Here is a 22,033-nt window from a genome sequence, read left to right as displayed (position 1 = left end):
GGTGCAAGGAGCCTAGCGTGCAAGCAACATCAGGAGCCGTCGCCTAGGCCCTGGCTTCCTTCGGCGGCAGCGGCTGCGGGTTGAGGAACGCTTCAGTGATGAGGGGCGTGACGAGTTCAACCTGCCACGGCCTCGCACCCAGCCCGCGGAGTTCGTCCGCAATGGTGGCCTCGCTGATGTGCGTGGGAGGGCGCCACGCGACGCGCCGCAAGAAATCCGGGGTCAGCAGGTTCTCCAGCGGAAGATCGAATTCTTCGGCCTTTTTCTGTAGCAGCGGGCGTGCCGTGGATAGCCTCTCCGCGGCGGCAAGGTCGCGGTCAGCCCAGACCCGCGGCGGCGGCGGGGCGTTGGTGGGGAGGTGCAGCGGGGGAAGTTCCTCCAGTGCCCGGGCAGTTGAGATGCAGCGGAGCCAGCGCGGAGCCTCTCGCTGGGCGGCCCGGCCGTGGAAACCTTTGGTGCCCAGGAGTTGCGGCACGGTCGCCGGCATGGCCTTGGCGGCGGCCACGAGGGACGAATCGGGAATCAGCCTGCCCGGAGCGACGTCCCGCTTCTGGGCCAGGGCATCGCGTTCGAGCCACATTTCGCGGACAGCGGCGAGCTGGCGGCGGTCCCGGATCTGATGCAGGCCTGACGTTTTCCGCCAGGGATCGACGCGTGGCGGCGCGAGCCCGGCCGAAAGGATTGCGGCGAATTCCTGCTCGGCGAACTCAAGCTTTCCGTCCGCCTCAAGCAGTTCGATGAGTTCCTCGCGCAGTTCCGTCAGGACCTCGACGTCGAGCGCCGCGTATCTGAGCCAGGGCTCCGGCAGGGGGCGTGTGGACCAGTCGGCGGCGGAATGTTCCTTGGCCAGGCCGAATCCGAGCAGCTGCTCGATGACCGCGGCGAGCCCCACACGGGGCAGTCCCGCCAGCCTGGCGGCGAGCTCGGTGTCGAACAGCTTGTCCGGCCACATGCCAAGCTCGGAAAGGCAGGGGAGGTCCTGGCTGGCCGCGTGCAGGATCCATTCGACGCCCTGGAGGGCATCGTTGATGATCCGAAGGTCGTCGAACGGTTCCGGGTCGATGAGCCAGGTACCTGACCCCTCCCGCCGGATCTGCACCAGGAAGGCCCGCTGGCCGTACCGGAAGCCGGACGCGCGTTCCGCATCAACACCCGCCGGGCCGGTGCCGGCTGCAATTGCGGCCGCGCAGCGCTCCAGTCCTGCCTGGGTCTCGATGACCAGTGGCACGCCGTCGCGCGGCGAATCCAGATCAATGACAACGGGGACAAGGCTGTCGAAGCCCTCGACCGTGATGTGGGGTGCGGTTTCAGCAGCCGGAGCGCCGGCTGTGGTGTTTTCCGGATTTTGAGGGGTCATGATGCCCCTAGTTTACCGGCAGCACGCGGGCGGACGGATTCGGCACAGGCGGCGGCCGCTAGGTCCGGAGCCTGCGGGGCAGTGCGGAGACGCCGTCGGGCAGCGGCGGGAGGCCGGCAAACGTGCATACCATGTCGGACCAGGCCTCAAGATGGGGCTGGATGTCCGCACTCGCGGGGGTCCAGGAGGCGCGGAGTTCGATATCGATTGAACCCGGCCGGTCGGACAGCGTGCCGAAGCTTTCCGACAGCACCCGGGTGGCTGTTCCGCCGGCTGCGCGGTACGGCGCGTGGTGCGTCTCCAAGGCTTCCACGAGCCACGTCCAGGCCACCGTGCCGAGCATTTCGTCGTTGCCCATCTCGGCCTCGAGCTGGGCGCGGATGTAGGTGACGATGCGGAACTCACCGTCCCAGACGGCCGAGCCGTCGGGGTCGTACAGCAGGATGAACCTCCCGGTGGCGAGCTCGTCGCCGTCGGGGTCGTCACCGGCGGCCGCAGAGCGGGCCAGTGCCATGGCCGCGGGGCCGTGGACGGCCGCGTAATCGCCACCGCCGCTGGGCACAATCACCTCGGCGCCGAGCGCTACCGCAAACGGCGCCAGCCGTGAGGGCGCCGGGATCTCGTCCAGGCGCAGCTCGCTGCGGCATCGTGCTTTCCGGAGCGTTCCCAAGGCGTGAAGAAAATCCGAGGGAACCTGGGCAAGTGCGTTCACATTCGCAGGGTACGCAATAGAGTCCGCCGCCGCCGGCAGGCTCGCCGTCGGCTCATGCAATCGCCCGCATGCTACTGCGCGCCTGCCGTGGACGCCGGACCGTGGCCGGACAGCTCCCTCTTGATGGCTGCCACGAACGCATCGACGTCCTCCTCGCTGGTATCGAATGAGCACATCCAGCGTACTTCCCGGAGCGCCTCGTTCCAGTCGTAGAAGCGGAAGGACTTCCGCAGCCTGTCCGCCACGCCCTCGGGAAGGATGGCGAAGACGCCGTTGGATTCGGTCTTCTGGGTGGGCTCCACGCCGTCAATGGCATCCACCGCTGACCGCAGCCTGGTGGCCATGGCGTTCGCGTGGGCCGCCGAGCGGAGCCAGAGGTCGCCCTCCAACAGCGCGATGAACTGGGCGGACATGAAGCGCATCTTGGAGGCCAGCTGCATGTTCATCTTCCGCAGGAAGAGCAGGCCGTGGGCGGCGTCCGGATTGAGCGCCACCACCACCTCGCCGAACAGCAGCCCGTTCTTGGTGCCGCCGAAGGACAAAATGTCCACGCCGGCGTCGCGGGTGAAGGCCCGCAGCGGAACATCCAGGTGCGCCGCCGCGTTCGCCAGCCGGGCGCCGTCCATGTGCAGCTTCATGCCCCTGGCGTGGACGTGCTCGGCAATGGCACGCACCTCCTCCGGCGTGTAGCAGGTACCCAGCTCGGTGGTCTGGGTGATGGAGACGGCCAACGGCTGGGCGCGGTGCTCGTCGCCCCAGCCCCACGCCTCACGGTCAATGAGTTCCGGCGTCAGCTTGCCGTCCGGGGTGGGAACCTGCAGCAGCTTGATGCCGCCGATGCGCTCCGGGGCGCCGTTCTCGTCCATATTGATGTGCGCGGTGGACGCGCAGATCACCGCACCCCAGCGGGGGAGCAGCGACTGCAGCGAGAGCACGTTGGCGCCGGTGCCGTTGAAGACGGGGAAGCACTCGATGCCTTCGCCGAAATGCTCCTCCATGAGCTCTTGCAGCCGGGCGGTGTAATCGTCCTCGCCGTATGACACCTGGTGCCCCTCATTGGCGGCCGCCAGTGCGGCGAGCACCTCCGGGTGCACGCCGGAATAGTTGTCGGAGGCGAATCCCCTGACAGTGGCGTCGTGCAGCCGGGAGGTGGTGCCCTTGCCGGCCGTTTCAACTGTGGTTGTCATCGCTTTGGTCACGCTTTCAGTCTAGGTAGTTCCGGCGATTGACGCCTGGTCAGGGGTCAGCGGCAGCCGCTGGCCGTTCAGTTCCGCTGCGGGCCGGCCGAAAAGCCCGACGACGGCGGCCGCCAGGTCCTCGACGTCGGTGTACCCGGGGAACTTCCGTTCCGGCTGCCGGCTTCGCATGCCGGCGTCAACAAGGGCCTCCACCACGAAGACGACGGCGGCACTGTGCAGTTTTGTGGTGCCGTCTCCGTCCTCGTCCCGGGCGAAGCCCTCCGCCACCGCCATGGTCCAGGCCTCAGCGGCTGCCTTCGCTGCCACATAGCTTGCGACGCCGGCCGCGGGCCGGCTGACCGCCGTCGACGTCACCATGGCGAAGCGGCCGGTGTCCGAGGCCGCGAGGTCGTCGTAGAAGACGCGGGTGACATTCCTGAGCGTCGTTATGGCGCCGCGTTCCAGGAAGTCCCAGTCTTCATCGCTTTGATCGGCGATGCCCTGCGCCCCGCGCCAGCCGCCGACGAGGTGGATGACGCCGTCGATCCTTCCCGCGTCCCGGGCGAGGGTTCGGTGAAGCTCCCGGACTTCCGGGAGGCTCGCGAGATCGCACGCGAGCGGCGTGACTCCGGGACCGGCCTGGGCGGCGGCGGCGTCAATCCGGGCCTGGTCCGAACCCACGGTGAAGACGGCGAAGCCGGCCCGCCGCAGCGCCCCGGCCACGGCAATTCCCGACGGGCCGCTGCCGCCCGTGACCACTACCGTGGGGCCGTTGCCGGCGGTCATCCCGCCGTCATCGGCGTCGCCGCAGGACCCGTGCTTGAGTAGCCCGGGTCCGAAGTTCCGGTGATGCCGGCGGTCGATTCGATCACGGCCCGCATCTTCTTTTCCAGTGCCTCGTAGAACATGGACAGCGGGAACTCATCGTCCAGCACCTGGTCGGTCAGCCCGCGGGGCGGTCCGTCGAGGGGGAGGGCGCCGGGACCCTTGGCCCACACGGAGGCCGGGCTGGGTGTGACGGTGCCCGAAATGAGCTCATACGCGGCCAGCCAGTGGGCAGTCTTGGGCCGGTCAATGGAACGCCAGTACAGCTCGTCAATCCGGGCGCCAAGTTCAGTGACCACACCGGCGACGTCGTCCCAGTCGATGCTGAGGCGGCTGTCGGTCCAGTGGAGCACCCGGTGCTGGTGCAGCCAGGCGAAGAGCAACTGGCCGCCGAGTCCGTCGTAATTGCGCACCCGGCTGCCCGTGATGGCGAAGCGGAAGATGCGGTCGAAGATGACGGCGTACTGGACCAGTTTCGCGTGCCGGCGGGCCTCCGGATCCGCCTCTTCGTCCTTCTCAATCTTCACGGATTCCCGGAAGGCTGTCAGGTCGCAGCGCAGCTCCTCCAGCGAATACAGGAAGAACGGCATGCGCTGCTTGATCATGAACGGATCGAACGGCAGGTCCCCGCGCATGTGGGTTCGGTCGTGGATCAGGTCCCACATCACGAACGTTTCCTGTGTGAGCTCCTGGTCCCCGAGGAGCTCGGCGGCGTCGGCCGGCAGTTCCAGGGCCGTGATGTCGGCGGCGGCATGAAGGACACGGCGGAAGCGGGCAGCCTCACGGTCTGCGAAGATCGCGCCCCACGTGAACTTGGGGGTTTCGCGGACGGCTACGGTTTCCGGAAAGAGCACGGCGGAGTTGGTGTCGTACCCGGGGGTGAAGTCAATGAAGCGGATGGGTACAAAGAGCTTGTTCGAGTAGTCGCCCTGTTCCAGCCCGGCGATGAATTCGGGCCAGACCACCTCGATCAGTACCGCTTCCACCAGCCGGCTGTTGCTGCCGTTCTGGGTGTACATGGGAAATACCACCAGGTGCTGGAGCCCGTTTTCGCGGTGCACCTGAGGCTGGAAGGCGAGCAGGGAGTCCAGGAAATCGGGAATGCCGAAGCCGGCCTCCATCCAGCGGCCTAAGTCGCGGCCCAGGTGGTCAAGGTATTCGGCGTCGTGCGGGAAGGCCGGGGCAAGGGCGTGGACGGCATCGACGATGGCAGCGACGTGGCCGGCCGCGGCCGCGTGGTCGGTCTGTTCCGGAACGGAGCCATCCTGCACCTGGAGCCCGCGCAGGGCTACCGCTGCGGCCTTCAGGCGCTGCCACTCGGGGTGGTCGGCGGAAATCGTTGCGGGTGCCGTGGTAGCGGTCAGTGTCATCTTCGGCGTCGCCTTTCTGGTTGCCTGAACTTCTACGGCGAGCGTAGCAAGCACCCAGAGTCCCTAATCCATTATCCGCATTAGCGTAAGCAACTGTAATGCTCGCGGCCCACATTAAGCCCGTCAGAGGTAGCGGCGCATTGCCTCAGGCGTCCGCGCCAGCAGTGCCGTCGGTCGGGACCAGCTTCAGGGAAACCGAGTTGATGCAGTACCGCTGGTCCGTGGGCGTGCCGTAGCCCTCGCCCTCAAAGACGTGACCCAAGTGCGAGTCACAGTTTGAGCACCGGACTTCGATGCGTTCCATGCCGAGCGTGCGGTCGTGGATGTACCGGACGCGTTCCTCTGCCAGCGGCGCCCAGAAGGACGGCCAGCCGCAGTGCGAATCGAACTTCTCGTTGCTGGTGAAAAGCTCGGCACCGCAGGCACGGCAGTGGTAGACGCCTGCCGTGTGGGTGTCCCAATACTCGCCGGTGTACGGGCGTTCCGTGCCGGCCTGGCGCAGCACCCGGTATTCCTCGGGCGTCAGTTCCCTGCGCCAGTCCTCGTCCTTTCGGACGGCCGACGGATTTTCGGCGCCTACGGTGGTGCTTTCAGCTTTTTCTGGAGTGCTCATAGCCTGGTCAACGCTCAGGAGTCCCCGATAAATCCCGAGCCCGCGTACAGGTGCAGCACCGGAAGCCCCAGCCGGTCCTGGGCCTTGTTGGCCCAGTCAGTGTGGAACGTGTCCGCCACTGCGTGCGGCCTGGTGATGACGACGGCCTGCGCGGCGCCGAGTTGTTTCACCTTTTCCACGAGGCCGTTGACGGCTCCGCCACCAACCACCTCACCCGTGACTCCGCCGCCCACGCCTGCGAGTGCACCGAGCGATGTGGTCAGGGTCTCCGCCGCAGCCGCCCGCTCCGTGTCCGGATCCGGGGCGTGGGACGTTAACTCCCGGAAGGCCTTGGCGATGTCCAGCATGGAGAGGTTCTCAAGGAAATCCACCAACAGGTGCCGTTCCGTGTTGGCAGGTACGAGCACTACCAGGGGTGCATCACCCCCGTCCACCAGGCGTTCGATGTTCACGCGGTCGTCCGCACCCAGCGGCTCTTCTGTGAGAATGACGATTGGATCGCTCATGCCCTCAGCCTAGTCCCGCGGAACCGCGCCCGCATGCATTTGGCCTCCGATGTGCCTTGGGAGCCGACTCCGGCAAGAATGGTGCCATGGACTCCTCCTCCTTCCCGCTGCCCCAAACGCTCCTGCGTCACGCGGATCGCGCCACCGGCCAGCAAGCGGTGGCGGCGGCCACTCCGGACAGCAAGACGACACTGAGAGCGAAATGGACCATTGGCGGAGCGATCGCCGGCGGCGCTGCGGCCGGACTCCTTGGCGCCGGATCGTCGGCCTTGGCGCTGTACTTCGCTCGGCGCGTGCTCACCCCGTCCCGGGCGCGGCCGGCTGACCAGGAAGTGCTGGCGGTTATCAGGGACGGGCGCGGGCTGCAGGTCATTCTGGCGGCCACGCCCGACGCCACCCTGGACGGCGTCTACGGTTTGTTCTTTGACGGCGGAAACGGCTACGCCCGCATCGGCAAGATCGTGTCCTACTCGCCGGCAGAGCGGACGGTGCTCCGCGAGGTGGAGGCGGTCTACAGCGGAGACCTGGCAACAGCCCGGCGCGGATGGTGGAGCGGCGCCGCGTATCCGGATCCTGCCGCCGTCGGGCTGGCGTCCAAGGAGGTCGGGATCGACGTCGACGGCGGAATCGCCCCCGCCTGGCTGATCAAGGCTGAGCCCGACGCCGAGACGTGGGCCATCATGGTCCACGGCCGCGGTGCCACGAGGCAGGAAGGGCTCCGGGCTGTCCGGGCCGCCCGCGAACTGGGACTCACCAGCCTGCTGGTGTCTTACCGCAACGACGGACTGGCGCCCTCGGCGCCTGACGGCAGATACGGACTGGGGTCCACCGAGTGGCGCGACATCGACGCCGCAATCTCCTTCGCGCTGGCGAACGGCGCCAAGGATGTGGTGCTCTTTGGCTGGTCCATGGGCGGAGCCATCTGCCTGCAGACCGCGGATCTCTCGAAGCACCGGACGGTCATCAGGGCCATGGTCCTGGACGCGCCCGTTATCGACTGGGTCAATGTGCTGGCCCACCACGCCGAACTGAACCGGATCCCGTCCGCCGTCGGCCGGTACGGCCAGCTCATGATGGGCCACCGGCTGGGGCGCCGCCTGACCGGGCTGGCCGCTCCGTTGGACCTGAAAGCCATGGACTGGGTGTCCAGGGCCGTGGAACTGCGGACACCCACCCTCATTGTCCACAGCGTGGACGACGAATATGTCCCGTACCGGCCCTCCGCTCTCCTCGCCGAAAAGAACCCGGAGATGGTCACGTTCGAGGCATTTGAGCAGGCACGGCACACGAAGGAATGGAATGTTGATCCGGGCCGCTGGGAGAGCCTGGTCAAGGCCTGGCTGCAGCAGCAGCTCGCGCCAAGACTGAATCCGGGGCAGGGGCTGAATCCGGATCAGGGGCCTGGCCAGCCCGGAGCCGAACCCGACCTGCGGGATTAGCGCGGCCGGCTGGCCTGCCTGGCGCTCGCTGTGCGGGCGGGAGCCGTGCCGGCGCTCGCTGTGCGGGAGGGAGCCGTGCCGATAGGGGCGGTGACGGCGCCCGTGAGGCGGATCAGATCCTTGGGGTCGAGTTCGATGTCGAGGCCGCGGCGGCCTCCGGAAACGAAGATGCTGGCCAGCGCCAGCGCGCTGTCATCAATCACCGTGGGGGAGGGCTGCCGCTGGCCCAGAGGTGAAATGCCGCCCAGGACGTAGCCCGTCCGCCGTTCAGCCGCGGCAGGATCCGCCATGGCGGCCTTCTTGCTCCCCAGCGCCGCTGCGATGGCTTTCAGGTCCAGGCTTCCGCTTACGGGTACGACGCCGACGGCGAGCCTGCCGTCGACGTCGACCATCAGCGTTTTGAAGACCCTCGCCGGATCAATCCCCAGGACTTCGGCGGCCTCCGAGCCGTAACTGGCAGCGGCGGGGTCGTGGCTGTACGGATGCAGAACGAAGGAAACGCCCGCCGCAGCCAGTGCGGCTGTGGCAGGCGTTCCCTGCGAGGTGTTCTTGCGCGCCACGGCCGGTACGGGGCCGTTTAGCTTTGGAGCCGGGCGGACGCGGCCACTTTGCGCTTGATGCGCCCCAGCATCGCCGTCATGCCGCGCATCCGCAACGGCGTAATGGCCCGCGTCAGCCCCAGCAGTTCCGGCATGTCATCCGGCACGGCCAGGATCTCCTGTGCAGTGAGGCCGTCGAGGCCCTCATGAAGCACCCCGGCGAATCCCCGCGTGGTGGGTGCCTCGGGAGGCGCCTTAAAGAACAGCCGGAAAGCGGCGGGGGACCCGGCGTCGTCCTTTTCCGCTTCAATCGTCAGGAACAGCGGCGACTGGCACTCAACCACCTGCTCCAGCAGTTCCGGGTGGTCCCGGAGCCGCTCCGGGAGTTCGGGCAGGGCACGGGAAAATTCCAGAAGCAGTTGAAGCCGGTCAGGCTCGGTCAAGGCCTGGAAGTCATCGACAATCTCCGCCAGCGCGGTGGGAAGTGCATAAGTACTCATCCCTTCCAGCTTACGCAAATTTGCCTCCGCAGGGCCCCTTTCTTACGGCTGCTTACCTGGCGACGGCCGGAACGGAGCCGCGCTCGGTGCCCTTGACGATCGGCACGCGTACAGCGTTGCCCCATTCCGTCCAGGAACCGTCGTAGTTGCGGACCGTCTCGAATCCGAGCAGGTACTTCAGCGCAAACCACGTGTGGCTGGAGCGTTCACCGATCCGGCAGTAGGCCACCACATCGTCCCCGGCCGCCAGTCCGGCTTCGCCGAGGTAGAGCGCCTCGAGCTCGGGCCGGGTGCGGTACGTACCGTCTTCCGCCGCGGCGCGTGCCCAGGGGATCGACGCTGCCGTCGGGATGTGTCCGCCGCGGAGGGCGCCCTCCTCGGGGTAGGCGGGCATGTGGGTGCGCTGGCCCGAGTATTCCTCGGGGGAGCGGACATCGATCAGAGGGTTGCCGAGGTGGGCCAGCACGTCCTCCTTGAACGCGCGGATAGGCGCGTCATCGCGCTCGACGACGGGGTAGTCACCGGCAGCCGGCGCCGGAACGTCGGTGGTCAGCTCGCGGCCTTCGGCGATCCATTTGTCGCGGCCGCCGTCGAGCAGCCTGACGTCCTCGTGGCCGAAGAGGGTGAACACCCAGAGGGCGTAGGCTGCCCACCAGTTGGACTTGTCCCCGTAGATCACCACGGTGGTGTCGCGGGAAATGCCCTTGGCCGCCGCCAGGGCGGCAAAAGCGTCGCCGTCCACGTAGTCGCGGGTCACTTCGTCATTCAAGTCCGTATGCCAGTCAATCTTGACCGCGCCCGGGATGTGTCCGGTCTCGTACAGCAGGACGTCCTCGTCGGACTCCACCACCACGAGCTTTCCGTCGCCGAGGGCGCCGCCCTCGATGGCGGCGGCGAGCCACTCGGTGGAGACGAGCCGCTCCGGGTGGGCGTAGGCGGTGAACTTTTCGTTCTGTTCAACTGGGTAGGACATTCGTATGGCCTTTCACTGAAACGGTCACGTCGGACCGCCGAAGTAGACGGTCGGTCACTGCTTCAACACTAGCCACGGCCTGTAGGGAATGCTCCCCCTTGTTAACAAGGCGAAATGTGTGCTTGGTCACCGCCGCGGGACGGCCCGCGATCCCGCATCGGGGCGGCGCCGTCAATGCCGGTATCCTGTCTGGGGACTAGTCACCAGCAGAACGGACCACCTTGGTACAGATTGAAAAGCTTGCGACCCGGACGCCGGCGGTGTCGGTGGATGAGCTCCTCAAAGGCTTCTACCCGTCACCAAGATTCGGGAAGGTGTCCTTCGCAAGCTACCGGCCCGATCCTTCGCAGCCCAGCCAGGCAGCGGCTGTCCATGCCCTGGAGACTTTCGCCGGCGGTGTCGGCGCGGGCGACGGCGCCGGACTTTTCAAGCGGCTCTTCGCCAAGAAGGACACATCGCGGGCGGGCATTTACCTCGACGGCGGTTTCGGCGTCGGAAAAACCCACCTCCTCGCCTCGCTGTGGCACGCCGCGCCGGGTCCCAAGGCCTTCGGCACGTTCGTGGAGTACACCAACCTCGTGGGGGCGCTGTCCTTCCGGAAAACCGTTGAGGCGCTGAGTTCCTACAAGCTTGTCTGCATCGACGAGTTCGAACTGGATGACCCGGGGGACACCGTCCTGATGTCCCGGCTCATGCGCGAACTCGCCGACGCCGGCGTCAAACTGGCTGCCACCTCCAACACCCTGCCCGGATCCTTGGGCGACGGCCGCTTCGCCGCCGTCGACTTCCAGCGCGAGATCCAGGTCCTGGCCGACCAGTTCGATGTCCTCAGGATCGACGGCGAGGACTTCCGGCACCGCGGCCTGCCCGCGGCCCCGCTGCCGCTGCGGAACAGCGAACTTCACGCCCACATGAAGGCGGAGTTCGACGGCCAGACGGTTGCGGAGGACGACTTCAAGACCCTGATCGCCCACCTGGCAGGCGTCCACCCGAGCCGCTACCGGAAACTCATCGACGGCGTGGACGGCGTTGTCTGGCGTGATGTGGAGACCATCACCGAACAGGCCGTGGCGCTGAGGTTTGTGGTGCTGGCGGACCGGCTGTACGACAAAGACGTTCCGATCCTGGCGAGCGGGGTCCCGTTCGACCAGCTGTTCACGCAGGAAATGATGACCGGCGGCTATATGAAAAAGTACTTCCGGGCAGTCTCCCGCCTGACGGCGCTGGCCCGTGAAGGCCAGAACCACGAGCCGGCTCTGTAGCGCGGTAAAACGAGGGCGTTAAACGCCAAAGGTGCCGGCGCCGCCTCTCGGCGGGACCGGCACCTCGGTTGACGTGTCAGGGCAAAGCCCGGCAAATCCTGGTTACGGAGCCTTTTCCGGCGGCACTACCTGGCCCGCCGGTGCCTCGTTAGGCGTTCCGTCTGCGTTCTTGTCAACGAAGGTGGAAGCGCCATTCTGGACCTTATCTACGTGACTGGTGTACTTGCCGCCAGTCTTCGAGTCGACAAAGTCGCCCGCTTTTCCGATGCCGTCCTTGATGGCTTGCTCGTTGCCTCGGATCAGACCCTGAGCTTTGCCCTTTAGATCGCCAAATAGTCCCACGAGCACCTCCCTTCAATTGCGGAGCCAGTTCGCTCCTCCGCATTCGATCCTAGCCGCCAGAGCGGGGGCTGCCAAGGTCGCTTTTGACAGAAATAGTCAAACGGTGCGGGGGCAAGAAAAAAGCAGCTCCGGGGAGCTGCTTCAGTCGTGGGCGATACTGGGATCGAACCAGTGACCTCTTCCGTGTCAGGGAAGCGCGCTACCGCTGCGCCAATCGCCCGGAACCGGAAGACCGGCTAAATCCTGGGTTCGGATCCCGGAGGATCAAGAGAGCGGACGACGAGATTCGAACTCGCGACATCCACCTTGGCAAGGTGGTGCTCTACCAGCTGAGCTACGTCCGCGCATGAAGTCCGTACCGGCGGGGCCGGACGTTCAACAACAAGCAAGTTTCCTTGCTCTGGTGGGCGATACTGGGATCGAACCAGTGACCTCTTCCGTGTCAGGGAAGCGCGCTACCGCTGCGCCAATCGCCCATTGCATCCGGTCAGACCGGAAACCATGGTTTTCACCGAGGTGGGTACGGGATTCGAACCCGTGTATACGGCTTTGCAGGCCGCTGCCTCGCCTCTCGGCCAACCCACCGTGTAAGCGCAGATTCCGGGGAACCCTTGCCGTGACAGTGTCCTGCGAGCGGACGACGAGATTCGAACTCGCGACATCCACCTTGGCAAGGTGGTGCTCTACCAGCTGAGCTACGTCCGCATTTCGGAGCGCTGATTCCTGCCGTGAGTGGCATTTCCTCGCGTTCCAACGAGTAAAAACTCTATAGGAGGTTCAGGGAATCTCCAAATCGTGGCACTGTGCGGTCATGCGAACCCCCGTACTTCCTTGAATTCTAGGGGAACTTTTGAATTACAGGACTGTAATTCCGCTGCCGGGGAGTGCGGCATGCAGCCGGATTCCCTATGGTTTCTCTTTGGATTCCCGGCGGGAGCCCCGCGGGAGAGCTCCGATTTCCGAAAACCCCGCATCGTCGGCTAGCATTCAAATGCATCGGGGCGATTGGCGCAGTGGTAGCGCGCTTCGTTCACACCGAAGAGGTCACTGGTTCGAACCCAGTATCGCCCACCGATGAATGGTCCGTTCCGCCCGGGAAAACCCGGCGGAGCGGACTTTTCTGTTTCCGGACTTATTGTCAGCCCCCCGTGAAAGAGTCTTTCCATGACTGATCCACTCCTCGCCCACGCCACGGAATACGGCCGGATGTACGCGCGCTCCACCACAGAGGCGTTTTCGGTTCCGTCCATCACCACAGTCATCGGCCAGCAGCCCCACGGGCTGGACGGGTGGTTCGGCTACATGGGCGCCAGCACGCTCGCCAAGGATCCGTCGCTACCCGAAATCCTGGGCAGTCCGGCCAAAGTCCGGCAGGCGGTGAACCGTGCGGCCAAGGCTGCCGAGGCCTACCGCGACGAAGCCGCCCAGCGCGGAGACCGCGTCCACAACTACTGCGAACAGGTTGCCCTGCGGGCCCTGGGCCGGCCCCACCGGATGAAGGAAACGCGGGAGGCGCTGGCGTCCAACGGTGAAGAGGCCTTCGCGGCCCGCTTCGATGAATGGTGGGAGCTGTTCAGGGTCGAACCGGTCGCTCCGGAGATCACGGTGTGGAACAAGACGGTGGGGTATGCCGGAACCCTGGATCTCGTCGCGCGGATCAACGGGCGGACCTGCCTCATTGACTACAAGACCAAGGGAACCACCCGCGACGGCCAGGTCAAGGCGCTGGACGACAAAGTGGTCATGCAGCTCGTCGCGGGCATGAAGGCGGAGGAAAGCCTGGTGGATGCCGTGGCGGGGGAGTGGGAACCCTGGGGGCACGGTGACTCTCCGGTGCTGCTCGCCGTCGCCATCGGTGAAACTGAGGTGCGCCCGGTGCGGGCGAATCCGGACGTGCTCCGGCACCACTGGTGGAAATTCTGCGCGCTGCGGCGGGTGTGGGAGATGTCTGCGGACACCGTCAGTGCAGGGCCTGCGCTGCTGCCGGTGGCGCCGCCGGTGTTCGCCTAAGCCGCGGTCCGGGCGGCGCCGGTCCCGGCCGCAGCAACTAAACTGGATTGGATCCGTAACGCCCACCGTGAGGAAATGACTGCACATGGCAATTCTGAATATCCGTATCATCGGCGACCCCGTGCTGCGCACGGTTGCCGACCCTGTCACGGAATTCGGGCCAGAGCTGGCCAAGCTCGTTGCCGACATGACCGAAACCATGGAGGACGTGGAAGGCGCCGGCCTGGCCGCGCCCCAAGTCGGAGTCAGCCTGAGGGTGTTCACGTACCGGATCGGCGGGGTTGAGGGCCACGTCATCAACCCGGTGCTGGAAAACAGCGATGACTTCCAGCCTGACGAAGTGGAAGGCTGCCTGTCCATCCCGGGCCTGGGCTACCCCGTCCGCCGCTACCGCGCCACGCGCGTCACCGGAGTGGACGTCGACGGAAACCCCGTTTCCGTGGAGGCAGAGGGAATGCTGGCCCGCTGCTTCCAGCACGAAACCGATCACCTGGACGGCATTCTCTACACGGACCGCCTCGAGGGCGAGGACCGCAAGGCGGCGCTGCGCTCCATCCGCAACGCCAACTACGACTCCATCACTGAACGGACGACGGCGAAGCGCGCCAAGACGGTCGGCTCCAGTTTCGGCGGCGGCAGCTTTGGCGCTGCCGGATGAGGGTCCTCTTCGCGGGAACGCCGGCTGTGGCCGTACCGTCACTTGACGCGCTGATCGCCGCCGGCTTCGACGTCGTCGCCGTGCTGACCCGCCCGGACGCGCCGATCGGCCGCAAACGCGTCCTCACGCCGTCGCCCGTTGCCGTGCGGGCCGCCGAGCTCGGCCTTGAAGTCATCCATGCCACGCGGGTGGACGATGCCGTCACCGCCAGAATCGCGGCCGTCCGTCCGGACGTGGCCGCCATTGTTGCCTACGGCGGCCTCGTGCCCCGTGCCGCCCTGGACATTCCGCCACACGGCTGGATTAACTTGCACTTTTCGTTGCTGCCGGCCTGGCGCGGCGCTGCGCCCGTGCAGCGCGCGGTCATTGCCGGCGACGACATCACCGGAGCGGTGACGTTCCTCCTCGAGGAGGGGCTGGACACCGGCCCGGTCATCGGCACCCTGACCGAATCCGTCCGCCCCGACGACACCTCCGGCGCGCTGCTGGAGCGGCTGTCGCACAGCGGCGCGGTGCTGCTCGCCCAGACGCTGTCCGCCGTCGAGTCGGGCTCGGCCTCCCCGCGGCCGCAACAGGGCGAGGTGAGCCTCGCCCCCAAGCTGGCCATCGACGACGGCCGGATCGACTGGTCCGCGCCGGCGCTCTCCGTCGGCCGGCGCGCCCGGGGCGTCACGCCGGAGCCGGGGGCGTGGACCACCCTCGACGGCCAGCGCCTGAAACTTGAGCCGGTGCGGCTGCGGCCCGAGGCTGCCGCGCAGGTGCCGGGCAAAGTCGCGCTGGACGGCAAGAGCGTGCTGGTGGGAACCGGCTCGCACCCTGTCGAGCTGACGCGGGTGCAGCCGGCAGGCAAGAAAATGATGTCCGCGGCCGACTGGGCCCGCGGACAGGCTTCCCTTGAAAGCGTGGTGTTCGAATGAGCGAGTCCGGGACAAGCGGCAGCGGCCGGGGCAGAGGGCCCCAGCGGGCCGGGCAGGGCGGCCAAGGCGGCGGCGGTGCCAGCCGGCGCAACGCGCAGGGCCGGGAGCGCAACCGCGGGCCGCAGCGCAGCTACACCGAGAACGCGCCGTCCCAGCGCACCCGGCGCGCCGATCCGGCCCGGTTGGTCGCCTTCGAAGTGCTGCGCGCAGTGGCCGCCGAAGACGCGTACGCCAACCTCGTCCTTCCGGCACGGATCAGGCATCACGGCCTGGACAAGCGCGACGCCGGCTTCGCAACGGAACTCAGCTACGGCGCCCTCCGGGGACAGGGCACGTATGACGCGGTCCTGGCGCGATGCGTGGACCGGCCGCTGGACCAACTGGATCCCGCCGTCCTCGACGCCCTGCGCATCGGCACGCACCAGCTGCTGGCCATGCGCGTGCCGGCGCATGCCGCGCTCGACCAGACTGTGGGACTGGCCCGCGCCGTGATCGGCGCGGGACCTTCCGCCCTGATCAACGCCGTGCTGCGCAAGGTCTCCGCGCACACGCTCGAGGAATGGCTGGAATTGCTGCTCAGCGACGAGCAGGATCCAACCAAGGTTGCCTCGGTCCGCTACGCCCATCCGGAATGGATCGTGCGTGCCTTCAGGCAGTCCCTCGTGGCCCACGGCAGGCCGGTCACCGAAATCAACGATCTCCTTGAGGCGGACAACGCCGCCCCGGTAGTCAACCTCGTGGCTCTTCCCGGGCTCGGAAGCCTGGACGAGGCCCTCGAAAACGGCGCCTCGCCCGGCGAACTCGTCGAAGGCTCCGCGCTGTCCAGCGGCGGGGACCTCGGCCGGCTTTCCTCGGTTCGGCAAGGAACCACGCGCGCTCAGGACGTCGGCTCCCAACTCGTGGCCCGCGCCTTGGCCGCGGTGCCACTGAGCATTACGGCCGGCGACGGCGCGGAGGGCAACGGCGCTCAGGGGGCCGCCGAAGCCTGGCTGGACCTGTGCGCGGGCCCCGGCGGCAAGGCCGCCCTGCTCGGGGCGCTGGCCAATGAGCGCGGCGCCTCACTCGTCGCCAACGAACCGGCCCCGCACCGGGCCAAACTGGTCAGCCAGGCTCTGTCCGCCGTCCCCTCCGACGTGTGGATGGTGCGCACTGGCGACGGCCGGGAGGTGGGCGAAGAACAGCCGGAAGCATTCGACCGCGTACTCGTCGATGTGCCCTGCACCGGGCTCGGCGCCCTGCGCCGCCGGCCTGAGTCCCGGTGGCGGCGCACGCCCAAGGACCTGGCCGACCTCGGTCCGCTGCAGCGGGATCTGCTCAAGTCCGCCCTGGACGCGGTGAAACCAGGCGGGGTGGTGGCCTACGTGACGTGTTCACCGCACCCGGCCGAGACCACGGCGGTGGTCACCGACGCACTGCGCAAGCGGGATGACCTCGAACTGCTGGACGCCGGAAGCGCGCTGGATGCTGTCAGCCTGACCGGGCACCTTGACGCCGGCCACGAGCTCACGGCCCAGCTGTGGCCCCACATTCACCGCACGGATGCCATGTTCCTTGCCCTCATCCGCAAGAAGCGCTGATCCGCAGAAACCTTCATAAACTTCCCCACCCCCGCGAAAGGACCCAGCATGCCGCAGTGCTGCATCAACCCGAGCATCCTCTCCGCCGACTTCGTGAACCTTGAAGCCGAGCTGCAGAGAATCAGCAACGCTGATTCGGTGCACGTGGACGTGATGGACAACCAGTTTGTCCCCAACCTGACTATCGGGCTCCCGGTGGTGCAGCGGATCCAGGCTGTCAGCCCGGTTCCCCTGGATGTGCACCTCATGATCGCTGATGCGGACCGCTGGGCCCCGGGCTACGCGGATGCCGGCGTGGCCTCCGTGACGTTCCATGCCGAGGCGTCGATCGCGCCGGTCAAGCTGGCGCGGGAACTGCGGGCACGCGGGTCGAAGGCCGGCATGGCCCTCCGTCCCGCCACGCCCGTGGAGCCGTTCCTGGATATGCTCCCTGAGCTGGACATGCTGCTGATCATGACCGTGGAGCCCGGCTTCGGCGGTCAGGCCTTCCTGGACCTCACACTGCCGAAGATCCGCCGCGCGCGCGCCGCCATCGAGGGGTCCGGCGTCAATGTTGCGCTCCAGGTGGACGGCGGCATCACGGAGGACACCATCCTCCGGGCCGCCGAGGCCGGCGCGAACGTGTTCGTCGCCGGTTCGGCCGTCTACGGTGCCGCGGATCCCTCCGAGGCAATTGACCGCCTGCGCAAAGCCGGAACCGTTTAGCCGGGAACCCGGCCGTGGTCCCGGCCCGGCAAACCATATCCGCGAAGGCCCACGTTACGGATTCCGTAACAGTTCATGGCTGGGAATACCCGGGCCATCCGCAAGGTTGTGCCACAATAGCAACACACATTACGTGCTCCGGGGTCGGTGTAAGTCCGAACCGGCGGTGACAGTCCGCGACCCGCGAGCCGGCGTTTTCCTCGGAAAGCCCGGCGGACGGTTGAACTGGTGAAATTCCGGTACCGACAGTTAAAGTCTGGATGAGAGAAGCGCGTACAGCTGTATTTTGTGACGTCCCACGGACGTCGCAGCATTTCGCTGTCGTATACCCCCGGAGCCATAGAGGTTCTAGAGGGAAGGAACGACACACTCGCATGGATACTCCTACCGTGTCGCCGGAGCGGGCGGTTTCGTAGTGGGCAGCCAGCCGATCCACGCCTTCAGCGCCGCCGAAGGCGCCGCAATGGACGCAGCACTGGACGTTGCCCTGCAGGGGCCGCGCGGTGCCAATCCCTTGGTGGGGGCCGTCGTTGTCGGTCCTGACGGCCGGCATCTGGTGACGGGCTACCACCGGGGAGCAGGCACCGCCCACGCCGAAGCCGATGCGATTGCGACGGCGATCAGCGCCGGCATCGATCTTCACGGCGCCACCATGGTGGTCACGCTCGAACCCTGCAACCACGTTGGCCGCACGGGACCCTGCGCGCAGGCGATCATCGACGCCGGGATAACCGGCGTCGTGTACGCCGTCGATGACCCGCATGATCCCGCAGCAGGCGGGGCTGCGACCCTCCGCGACGCAGGTGTCAGTGTCCGCAGCGGACTGGCAGCCGAGCGCGCTTTCGAACGCAATCGCCGCTGGTTCCAGGCCGTCGAGGCCAAACGGCCCTTCGTCACGCTGCACATTGCCCAGACCCTGGACAGCCGGATAGCGGCCGAGGACGGAACCAGCCAATGGATTTCCTGCCCGGAATCGTTGGCCGACAACCACGCCATCCGGCGCCGGATTGACGCCATTCTGGTCGGCACGCAGACAGTCATGGTGGACAACCCTCGGCTCACGGCGAGGGATGCCAACGGCGAAGCCTCGGGCCAACAGCCGCTGCGGGCCGTCATGGGACTTCGAGACGTTCCGGCGGACGCCGCTGTGCGCGGTGATGACGGCAAGATCCTGCACCTGCCCACGCGCGATCCCCATGAAGCCCTGGCCCAGCTGTTTGCGGCAGGGGCGCGGCACGTCATGGTGGAGGGCGGATCCAGGATTTTGAGCGCCTTCCTCAGCGCAGGACTCGTGGACGAACTCATCGTCTACCTGGCGCCCACGCTGCTTGGCTCCGGGACGCCCGCCCTCAACGGCCTGGGCATCGGAACGCTTGCCGAGGCCCAGCGCTGGGAGTGGGATGCCGCCTCGGGCGGCGCGGTTCAGCAGCTCGGCAAGGACCTGCGGCTGCACCTGCTGCCCGAATATGCAGCCGGACCTCAAGAAACCATCCAGCCGCCTTCAGCGGCACAGTCAACCTCAACCGATTCATTACCGGCCCGTTCAGCAGCGGGCACAGCCATGGGAGGCTACTGATGTTCACCGGAATTATCGCCGAACAGGGGAAGGTCCTGTCCGTGGACCGGAACGGCGACACGAGCGCAACGCTGCGCCTGCACGCCCCCGGAACCGCTGACGGACTGCCGCTTGGCGGCTCCATCGCCGTCAACGGCGTGTGCCTTACGGCCACGGCCATCGACGGCAAGGATTTCAGCGTGGATGTCATGGGAGAGACCCTCGTCCGCAGCACCATCGGTGAACTTTCCGCGGGTGACGCCGTCAACCTGGAACGGTGTGTTCCGGCCGGCGGACGCCTCGACGGGCACGTGGTGCAAGGGCACGTCGACGGGGTCGGCGAACTCCTCGAGCGTGAAGCCCAGGGAAACTGGGAGCGGCTTCGGTTCGGCGTGCCGCTGAGGCTCGCACGCTACATCGCGGAAAAGGGGTCGATCGCCATTGACGGTGTCTCCCTCACCGTCACCGCCGTCAGCCCCGCCGCCGAAACCGCGCCCTGGTTCGAGGTGGGCCTCATTCCCACCACGCTCGCCGATACCGGTCTGGGCGCAAAGGCCGCCGGCAGCCGGGTGAACCTGGAAGTGGACGTCCTGGCAAAGTACACCGAACGCCTGCTGGCCTTCAGCGGACGCGGCACCGAAGGCACGGAGGACCACCAGTGAGCGCGGCGGCAAGGCTTGACCCGGCAGCATCGGGCACTCTGACTCTCGATCCCATCGAGGACGCTGTGCGGGCCATGGCAGCGGGACGGCCAGTTCTGGTGGTCGACAACGAGGACCGCGAAAACGAAGGGGACATCATCTTCGCGGCACAGCACGCCACCCCGGCCCTGATGGGATGGACCATCCGCTACAGCTCGGGAGTCATCTGCGTTCCGCTGGACGGTCCGCGGGCCGACGCCCTGGCCCTGCCCCCCATGGTGCAGGTGAACGAGGACGCGAAAGGCACCGCCTACACCGTCTCCTGCGACGCCGCCACCGGCGTAAGCACCGGAATCTCGGCTACGGACCGGGCACTCACCGCCCGGGTCATCGCCGATCCGGCCAGCGGCCCGGAAACCCTGACACGCCCCGGGCATATATTTCCGCTGCGTGCCGTTAATGGGGGAGTGCGTGAACGCCCCGGCCACACCGAAGCAGCCGTGGAGCTATGCCGGCTCGCCGGCCTGGAACCGGTGGGCGTGATCGCAGAAGTTGTGTACGACGACGGTGAAATGATGCGGCTGGACGGCCTGCGGGTCTTCGCCGCCGAGCACGGATGCCCCTTGATTTCGATTGAGGACCTCGTTGCCTACCTGGAGGCGACGGACCGTGTATCTTCACATAAGAGCAGTCCGGAAGCGAGTCCGGCCGGAGAAGGGAAGAGACGATGACGGCATCTCAAGCAGCCGAGGCCAGCAGCAACGGGCGGACCCCGCATCCCGTCAGTGCAGGCCCCGTGGTCCAGCTGCCCGGAGCGTTCGGGAACTTCGTGACGCAGGCGTGGACCGATCTGGTCACCGGCGCGGAGCACCTCGCGGTCAGCTCACCCAACCCGCCCAAGGACGGCAAGGCGCCCCTGGTGCGGCTGCATTCGGAATGCCTGACCGGGGACGTCTTCGGCTCCTACCGTTGCGACTGCGGAGAGCAGCTCGCGTATGCCCTTGAGATGATTGAGGAGAACGGCGGCACCCTCCTGTACCTCCGCGGCCAGGAAGGCCGCGGAATCGGCCTGGCCAACAAGATCAAGGCTTACGCCCTGCAGGAGGCGGGCTTCGACACCGTCGAGGCCAACGAGCAGCTGGGCCTGCCTGTTGACGCGCGGTGCTACAACGCCGCCGCGCAGATCCTGGCCGAGATGGGCATGCATGAGATCCGCCTGCTGAGCAACAACCCGGACAAGCAGAACCGCCTGGCCAAGGCCGGCGTGAATGTCGTGGAGATGATCCCCACCGAGGTGCCCTCCCGGGAACAGAACATCCGGTACCTGCAGACCAAGAAGGACCGCATGGACCACCTGCTGACCCTGGACGCCCAGGCCGCAGGAGTGCCCGGCAGCGGCACCAACACTTTCGAACACGAACAAGACTGAACGGATCAGGATCACTTTATGAGCGGACACGGCGCACCCCAGATTGACCTCACCACCCTCAACCCTGCGGAAACCTCGCAGCTCAAGCTGGCCATCGTTGCCGCCAGCTGGCACACCCAGATCATGGACGGTCTCCTGGACGGAGCCCTCCGGGCCGCCAAGGACGCCGGCATTAGCGAGCCTACGGTCCTCCGCGTGCCGGGAAGCTTCGAGCTTCCCGTAGCCGCCGCGCGGCTGGCACCGCACTTCGACGCCGTCGTGGCACTCGGCGTCGTCATCCGCGGCGGAACGCCGCACTTTGACTACGTCTGCCAGGCCGCGACGTCGGGACTCACCGATGTCAGCGTCAACACCGGAGTCCCGGTCGGGTTCGGCGTGCTGACGTGCGACACCGAACAGCAGGGCCTGGACCGGGCCGGCCTGCCCGGTTCGTCCGAAGACAAGGGGCACGAGGCAGTCACCGCCGCGCTGACTACCGCGCTGCTGCTCAAACAGTACTGACGCCCTCGCAGCACTGAGATGCCGGGCGGGGATGGAGGGGGAGCGCACACCGTGTGTATTCGCTCACATCCCCGCCGTCATGCAACGGGCCGACAGGCGGCGTCCGGCCCCAAGCAAGTAGGCTGGAGGGCGTGAAGAATTTCGAGACGCTGTTCGCAGAGCTCAGCGAGAAGGCAGCCACCCGTCCGGAGGGCTCCCGCACCGTTGCCGAGTTGGAGTCCGGAATCCACGGCATCGGCAAGAAGGTCGTGGAGGAAGCAGCCGAAGTCTGGATGGCTGCGGAGTACGAATCCGACGACGCCGCCGCCGAAGAGATCTCGCAGCTCCTGTACCACCTGCAGGTCCTGATGCTTGCCAAAGGACTCAGCCTGGAAGACGTCTACAAGCATCTCTAGCCGCGTCCGCGCGGCCCGATTGCTGACCC

At 66.8% G+C, this 22,033-nt stretch carries 24 protein-coding genes, 6 tRNA genes and 1 riboswitch; of the genes, 14 read left to right on the top strand and 16 right to left on the bottom strand.

What is annotated here, in order from left to right:
• Positions 1-43 precede the first annotated feature (43 nt).
• The 7 genes from CXQ90_RS14700 to CXQ90_RS14670 all read right to left on the bottom strand — a co-directional run bounded on the left by CXQ90_RS14700 (position 44) and on the right by CXQ90_RS14670 (position 6,561).
• Positions 44-1,357 (bottom strand): HRDC domain-containing protein, encoded by a 1,314-nt coding sequence (locus CXQ90_RS14700; protein WP_104140121.1) that lies wholly within the window; start codon positions 1,355-1,357, stop codon positions 44-46.
• Positions 1,358-1,415: 58 nt separating this feature from the next.
• Complete coding sequence (locus CXQ90_RS14695) at positions 1,416-2,069, bottom strand: DUF3000 domain-containing protein (RefSeq protein WP_104140120.1); 654 nt, start codon at positions 2,067-2,069, stop codon at positions 1,416-1,418.
• A gap of 71 nt (positions 2,070-2,140) precedes the next feature.
• Positions 2,141-3,256, bottom strand: a complete 1,116-nt coding sequence (locus CXQ90_RS14690) for a low specificity L-threonine aldolase (protein WP_104140119.1) — start codon at positions 3,254-3,256, stop codon at positions 2,141-2,143.
• Positions 3,257-3,277: 21 nt separating this feature from the next.
• The gene (locus CXQ90_RS14685; RefSeq protein ID WP_104140118.1) at positions 3,278-4,033 is read right to left on the bottom strand and encodes an SDR family oxidoreductase; all 756 of its coding nucleotides are present in this window, start codon (positions 4,031-4,033) and stop codon (positions 3,278-3,280) included.
• Positions 4,030-5,442, bottom strand: a complete 1,413-nt coding sequence (locus CXQ90_RS14680) for a DUF6421 family protein (RefSeq protein WP_104140117.1) — start codon at positions 5,440-5,442, stop codon at positions 4,030-4,032. The genes CXQ90_RS14685 and CXQ90_RS14680 overlap by 4 nt, the downstream gene beginning before the upstream one ends.
• Positions 5,443-5,587: 145 nt before the next feature.
• Positions 5,588-6,055: a peptide-methionine (R)-S-oxide reductase MsrB gene (gene msrB, locus CXQ90_RS14675; RefSeq protein ID WP_104140116.1), complete on the bottom strand. Its 468-nt coding sequence runs from the start codon at positions 6,053-6,055 to the stop codon at positions 5,588-5,590.
• Positions 6,056-6,069: 14 nt separating this feature from the next.
• Entirely contained in the window at positions 6,070-6,561 is a 492-nt protein-coding gene (locus CXQ90_RS14670) for a hypothetical protein (RefSeq protein ID WP_104140115.1), read from the bottom strand.
• Positions 6,562-6,647: 86 nt separating this feature from the next.
• Between CXQ90_RS14670 and CXQ90_RS14665 the strand changes: the two genes are divergently transcribed.
• Entirely contained in the window at positions 6,648-8,000 is a 1,353-nt protein-coding gene (locus CXQ90_RS14665) for a S9 family peptidase (RefSeq protein ID WP_104140114.1), read from the top strand.
• Here CXQ90_RS14665 and ybaK read toward each other — a convergent pair.
• The 3 genes from ybaK to CXQ90_RS14650 are packed head-to-tail and all read right to left on the bottom strand — an operon-like array spanning position 7,997 to position 10,012.
• Positions 7,997-8,560, bottom strand: coding sequence for a Cys-tRNA(Pro) deacylase (gene ybaK / locus CXQ90_RS14660; protein WP_104140113.1), 564 nt, complete (start codon positions 8,558-8,560; stop codon positions 7,997-7,999). The genes CXQ90_RS14665 and ybaK overlap by 4 nt on opposite strands.
• Before the next feature lie 17 nt (positions 8,561-8,577).
• Positions 8,578-9,039, bottom strand: a complete 462-nt coding sequence (locus tag CXQ90_RS14655) for a SufE family protein (RefSeq protein ID WP_181038576.1) — start codon at positions 9,037-9,039, stop codon at positions 8,578-8,580.
• A 52-nt stretch (positions 9,040-9,091) separates the two neighbouring features.
• Positions 9,092-10,012, bottom strand: a complete 921-nt coding sequence (locus CXQ90_RS14650) for a sulfurtransferase (RefSeq protein WP_104140111.1) — start codon at positions 10,010-10,012, stop codon at positions 9,092-9,094.
• 221 nt (positions 10,013-10,233) lie between these two features.
• On the opposite strand from CXQ90_RS14650, the gene zapE reads away from it, so the two are divergent.
• A complete protein-coding gene (gene zapE, locus CXQ90_RS14645; RefSeq protein ID WP_104140110.1) occupies positions 10,234-11,274 on the top strand; it encodes a cell division protein ZapE in 1,041 nt (346 codons plus the stop codon).
• A gap of 102 nt (positions 11,275-11,376) precedes the next feature.
• Here zapE and CXQ90_RS14640 read toward each other — a convergent pair whose 3' ends face one another.
• From CXQ90_RS14640 to CXQ90_RS14615, 6 genes are all read right to left on the bottom strand, one after another.
• Positions 11,377-11,616: an antitoxin gene (locus tag CXQ90_RS14640; RefSeq protein ID WP_104140178.1), complete on the bottom strand. Its 240-nt coding sequence runs from the start codon at positions 11,614-11,616 to the stop codon at positions 11,377-11,379.
• A 148-nt stretch (positions 11,617-11,764) separates the two neighbouring features.
• Positions 11,765-11,836: transfer RNA gene (locus CXQ90_RS14635), tRNA-Val, on the bottom strand.
• A 51-nt stretch (positions 11,837-11,887) separates the two neighbouring features.
• Positions 11,888-11,960 (bottom strand) — tRNA-Gly (locus tag CXQ90_RS14630).
• A gap of 57 nt (positions 11,961-12,017) precedes the next feature.
• Positions 12,018-12,092: transfer RNA gene (locus tag CXQ90_RS14625), tRNA-Val, on the bottom strand.
• Positions 12,093-12,130: 38 nt separating this feature from the next.
• A tRNA-Cys gene (locus CXQ90_RS14620) sits at positions 12,131-12,201 on the bottom strand.
• Between the two features lie 47 nt (positions 12,202-12,248).
• Positions 12,249-12,321 (bottom strand) — tRNA-Gly (locus CXQ90_RS14615).
• Between the two features lie 294 nt (positions 12,322-12,615).
• On the opposite strand from CXQ90_RS14615, the gene CXQ90_RS14610 reads away from it, so the two are divergent.
• The 12 genes from CXQ90_RS14610 to CXQ90_RS14555 all read left to right on the top strand — a co-directional run bounded on the left by CXQ90_RS14610 (position 12,616) and on the right by CXQ90_RS14555 (position 22,004).
• A tRNA-Val gene (locus tag CXQ90_RS14610) sits at positions 12,616-12,687 on the top strand.
• A gap of 93 nt (positions 12,688-12,780) precedes the next feature.
• Positions 12,781-13,626, top strand: coding sequence for a cytochrome (locus tag CXQ90_RS14605; RefSeq protein WP_104140109.1), 846 nt, complete (start codon positions 12,781-12,783; stop codon positions 13,624-13,626).
• 85 nt (positions 13,627-13,711) lie between these two features.
• On the top strand, positions 13,712-14,284 hold the full coding sequence (gene def / locus CXQ90_RS14600; protein ID WP_104140108.1) for a peptide deformylase: 573 nt from the start codon (positions 13,712-13,714) through the stop codon (positions 14,282-14,284).
• A complete protein-coding gene (fmt, locus tag CXQ90_RS14595) occupies positions 14,281-15,201 on the top strand; it encodes a methionyl-tRNA formyltransferase (protein ID WP_104140107.1) in 921 nt (306 codons plus the stop codon). Before def ends, fmt begins: the two co-directional genes overlap by 4 nt.
• On the top strand, positions 15,198-16,778 hold the full coding sequence (locus CXQ90_RS14590; RefSeq protein WP_104140106.1) for an RsmB/NOP family class I SAM-dependent RNA methyltransferase: 1,581 nt from the start codon (positions 15,198-15,200) through the stop codon (positions 16,776-16,778). Before fmt ends, CXQ90_RS14590 begins: the two co-directional genes overlap by 4 nt.
• Positions 16,779-16,826: 48 nt before the next feature.
• A complete protein-coding gene (gene rpe, locus CXQ90_RS14585; RefSeq protein ID WP_104140105.1) occupies positions 16,827-17,483 on the top strand; it encodes a ribulose-phosphate 3-epimerase in 657 nt (218 codons plus the stop codon).
• 129 nt (positions 17,484-17,612) lie between these two features.
• Positions 17,613-17,760: riboswitch (FMN riboswitch) on the top strand.
• Positions 17,761-17,946: 186 nt separating this feature from the next.
• Positions 17,947-19,059 carry a bifunctional diaminohydroxyphosphoribosylaminopyrimidine deaminase/5-amino-6-(5-phosphoribosylamino)uracil reductase RibD gene (ribD, locus tag CXQ90_RS14580; protein ID WP_104140177.1) on the top strand — a complete coding sequence of 371 codons (1,113 nt, stop codon included), beginning with the start codon at positions 17,947-17,949 and terminating at the stop codon, positions 19,057-19,059.
• The gene (locus CXQ90_RS14575; RefSeq protein WP_104140104.1) at positions 19,059-19,700 is read left to right on the top strand and encodes a riboflavin synthase; all 642 of its coding nucleotides are present in this window, start codon (positions 19,059-19,061) and stop codon (positions 19,698-19,700) included. Before ribD ends, CXQ90_RS14575 begins: the two co-directional genes overlap by 1 nt.
• The gene (gene ribB, locus CXQ90_RS14570) at positions 19,697-20,410 is read left to right on the top strand and encodes a 3,4-dihydroxy-2-butanone-4-phosphate synthase (RefSeq protein ID WP_104140103.1); all 714 of its coding nucleotides are present in this window, start codon (positions 19,697-19,699) and stop codon (positions 20,408-20,410) included. Before CXQ90_RS14575 ends, ribB begins: the two co-directional genes overlap by 4 nt.
• Complete coding sequence (gene ribA, locus CXQ90_RS14565) at positions 20,407-21,108, top strand: GTP cyclohydrolase II (protein ID WP_104140102.1); 702 nt, start codon at positions 20,407-20,409, stop codon at positions 21,106-21,108. The genes ribB and ribA overlap by 4 nt, the downstream gene beginning before the upstream one ends.
• An 18-nt stretch (positions 21,109-21,126) precedes the next feature.
• The gene (ribH, locus tag CXQ90_RS14560) at positions 21,127-21,609 is read left to right on the top strand and encodes a 6,7-dimethyl-8-ribityllumazine synthase (RefSeq protein WP_104140101.1); all 483 of its coding nucleotides are present in this window, start codon (positions 21,127-21,129) and stop codon (positions 21,607-21,609) included.
• Between the two features lie 131 nt (positions 21,610-21,740).
• Positions 21,741-22,004, top strand: a complete 264-nt coding sequence (locus CXQ90_RS14555) for a phosphoribosyl-ATP diphosphatase (RefSeq protein WP_056625926.1) — start codon at positions 21,741-21,743, stop codon at positions 22,002-22,004.
• Positions 22,005-22,033 lie beyond the last annotated feature (29 nt).

It is taken from the genome of Arthrobacter sp. ZGTC131, assembly GCF_002929275.1.
In the GTDB taxonomy this organism is placed as follows: Bacteria; Actinomycetota; Actinomycetes; order Actinomycetales; family Micrococcaceae; genus Arthrobacter.
This window is presented reverse-complemented; position numbering and strand designations above follow the sequence as displayed.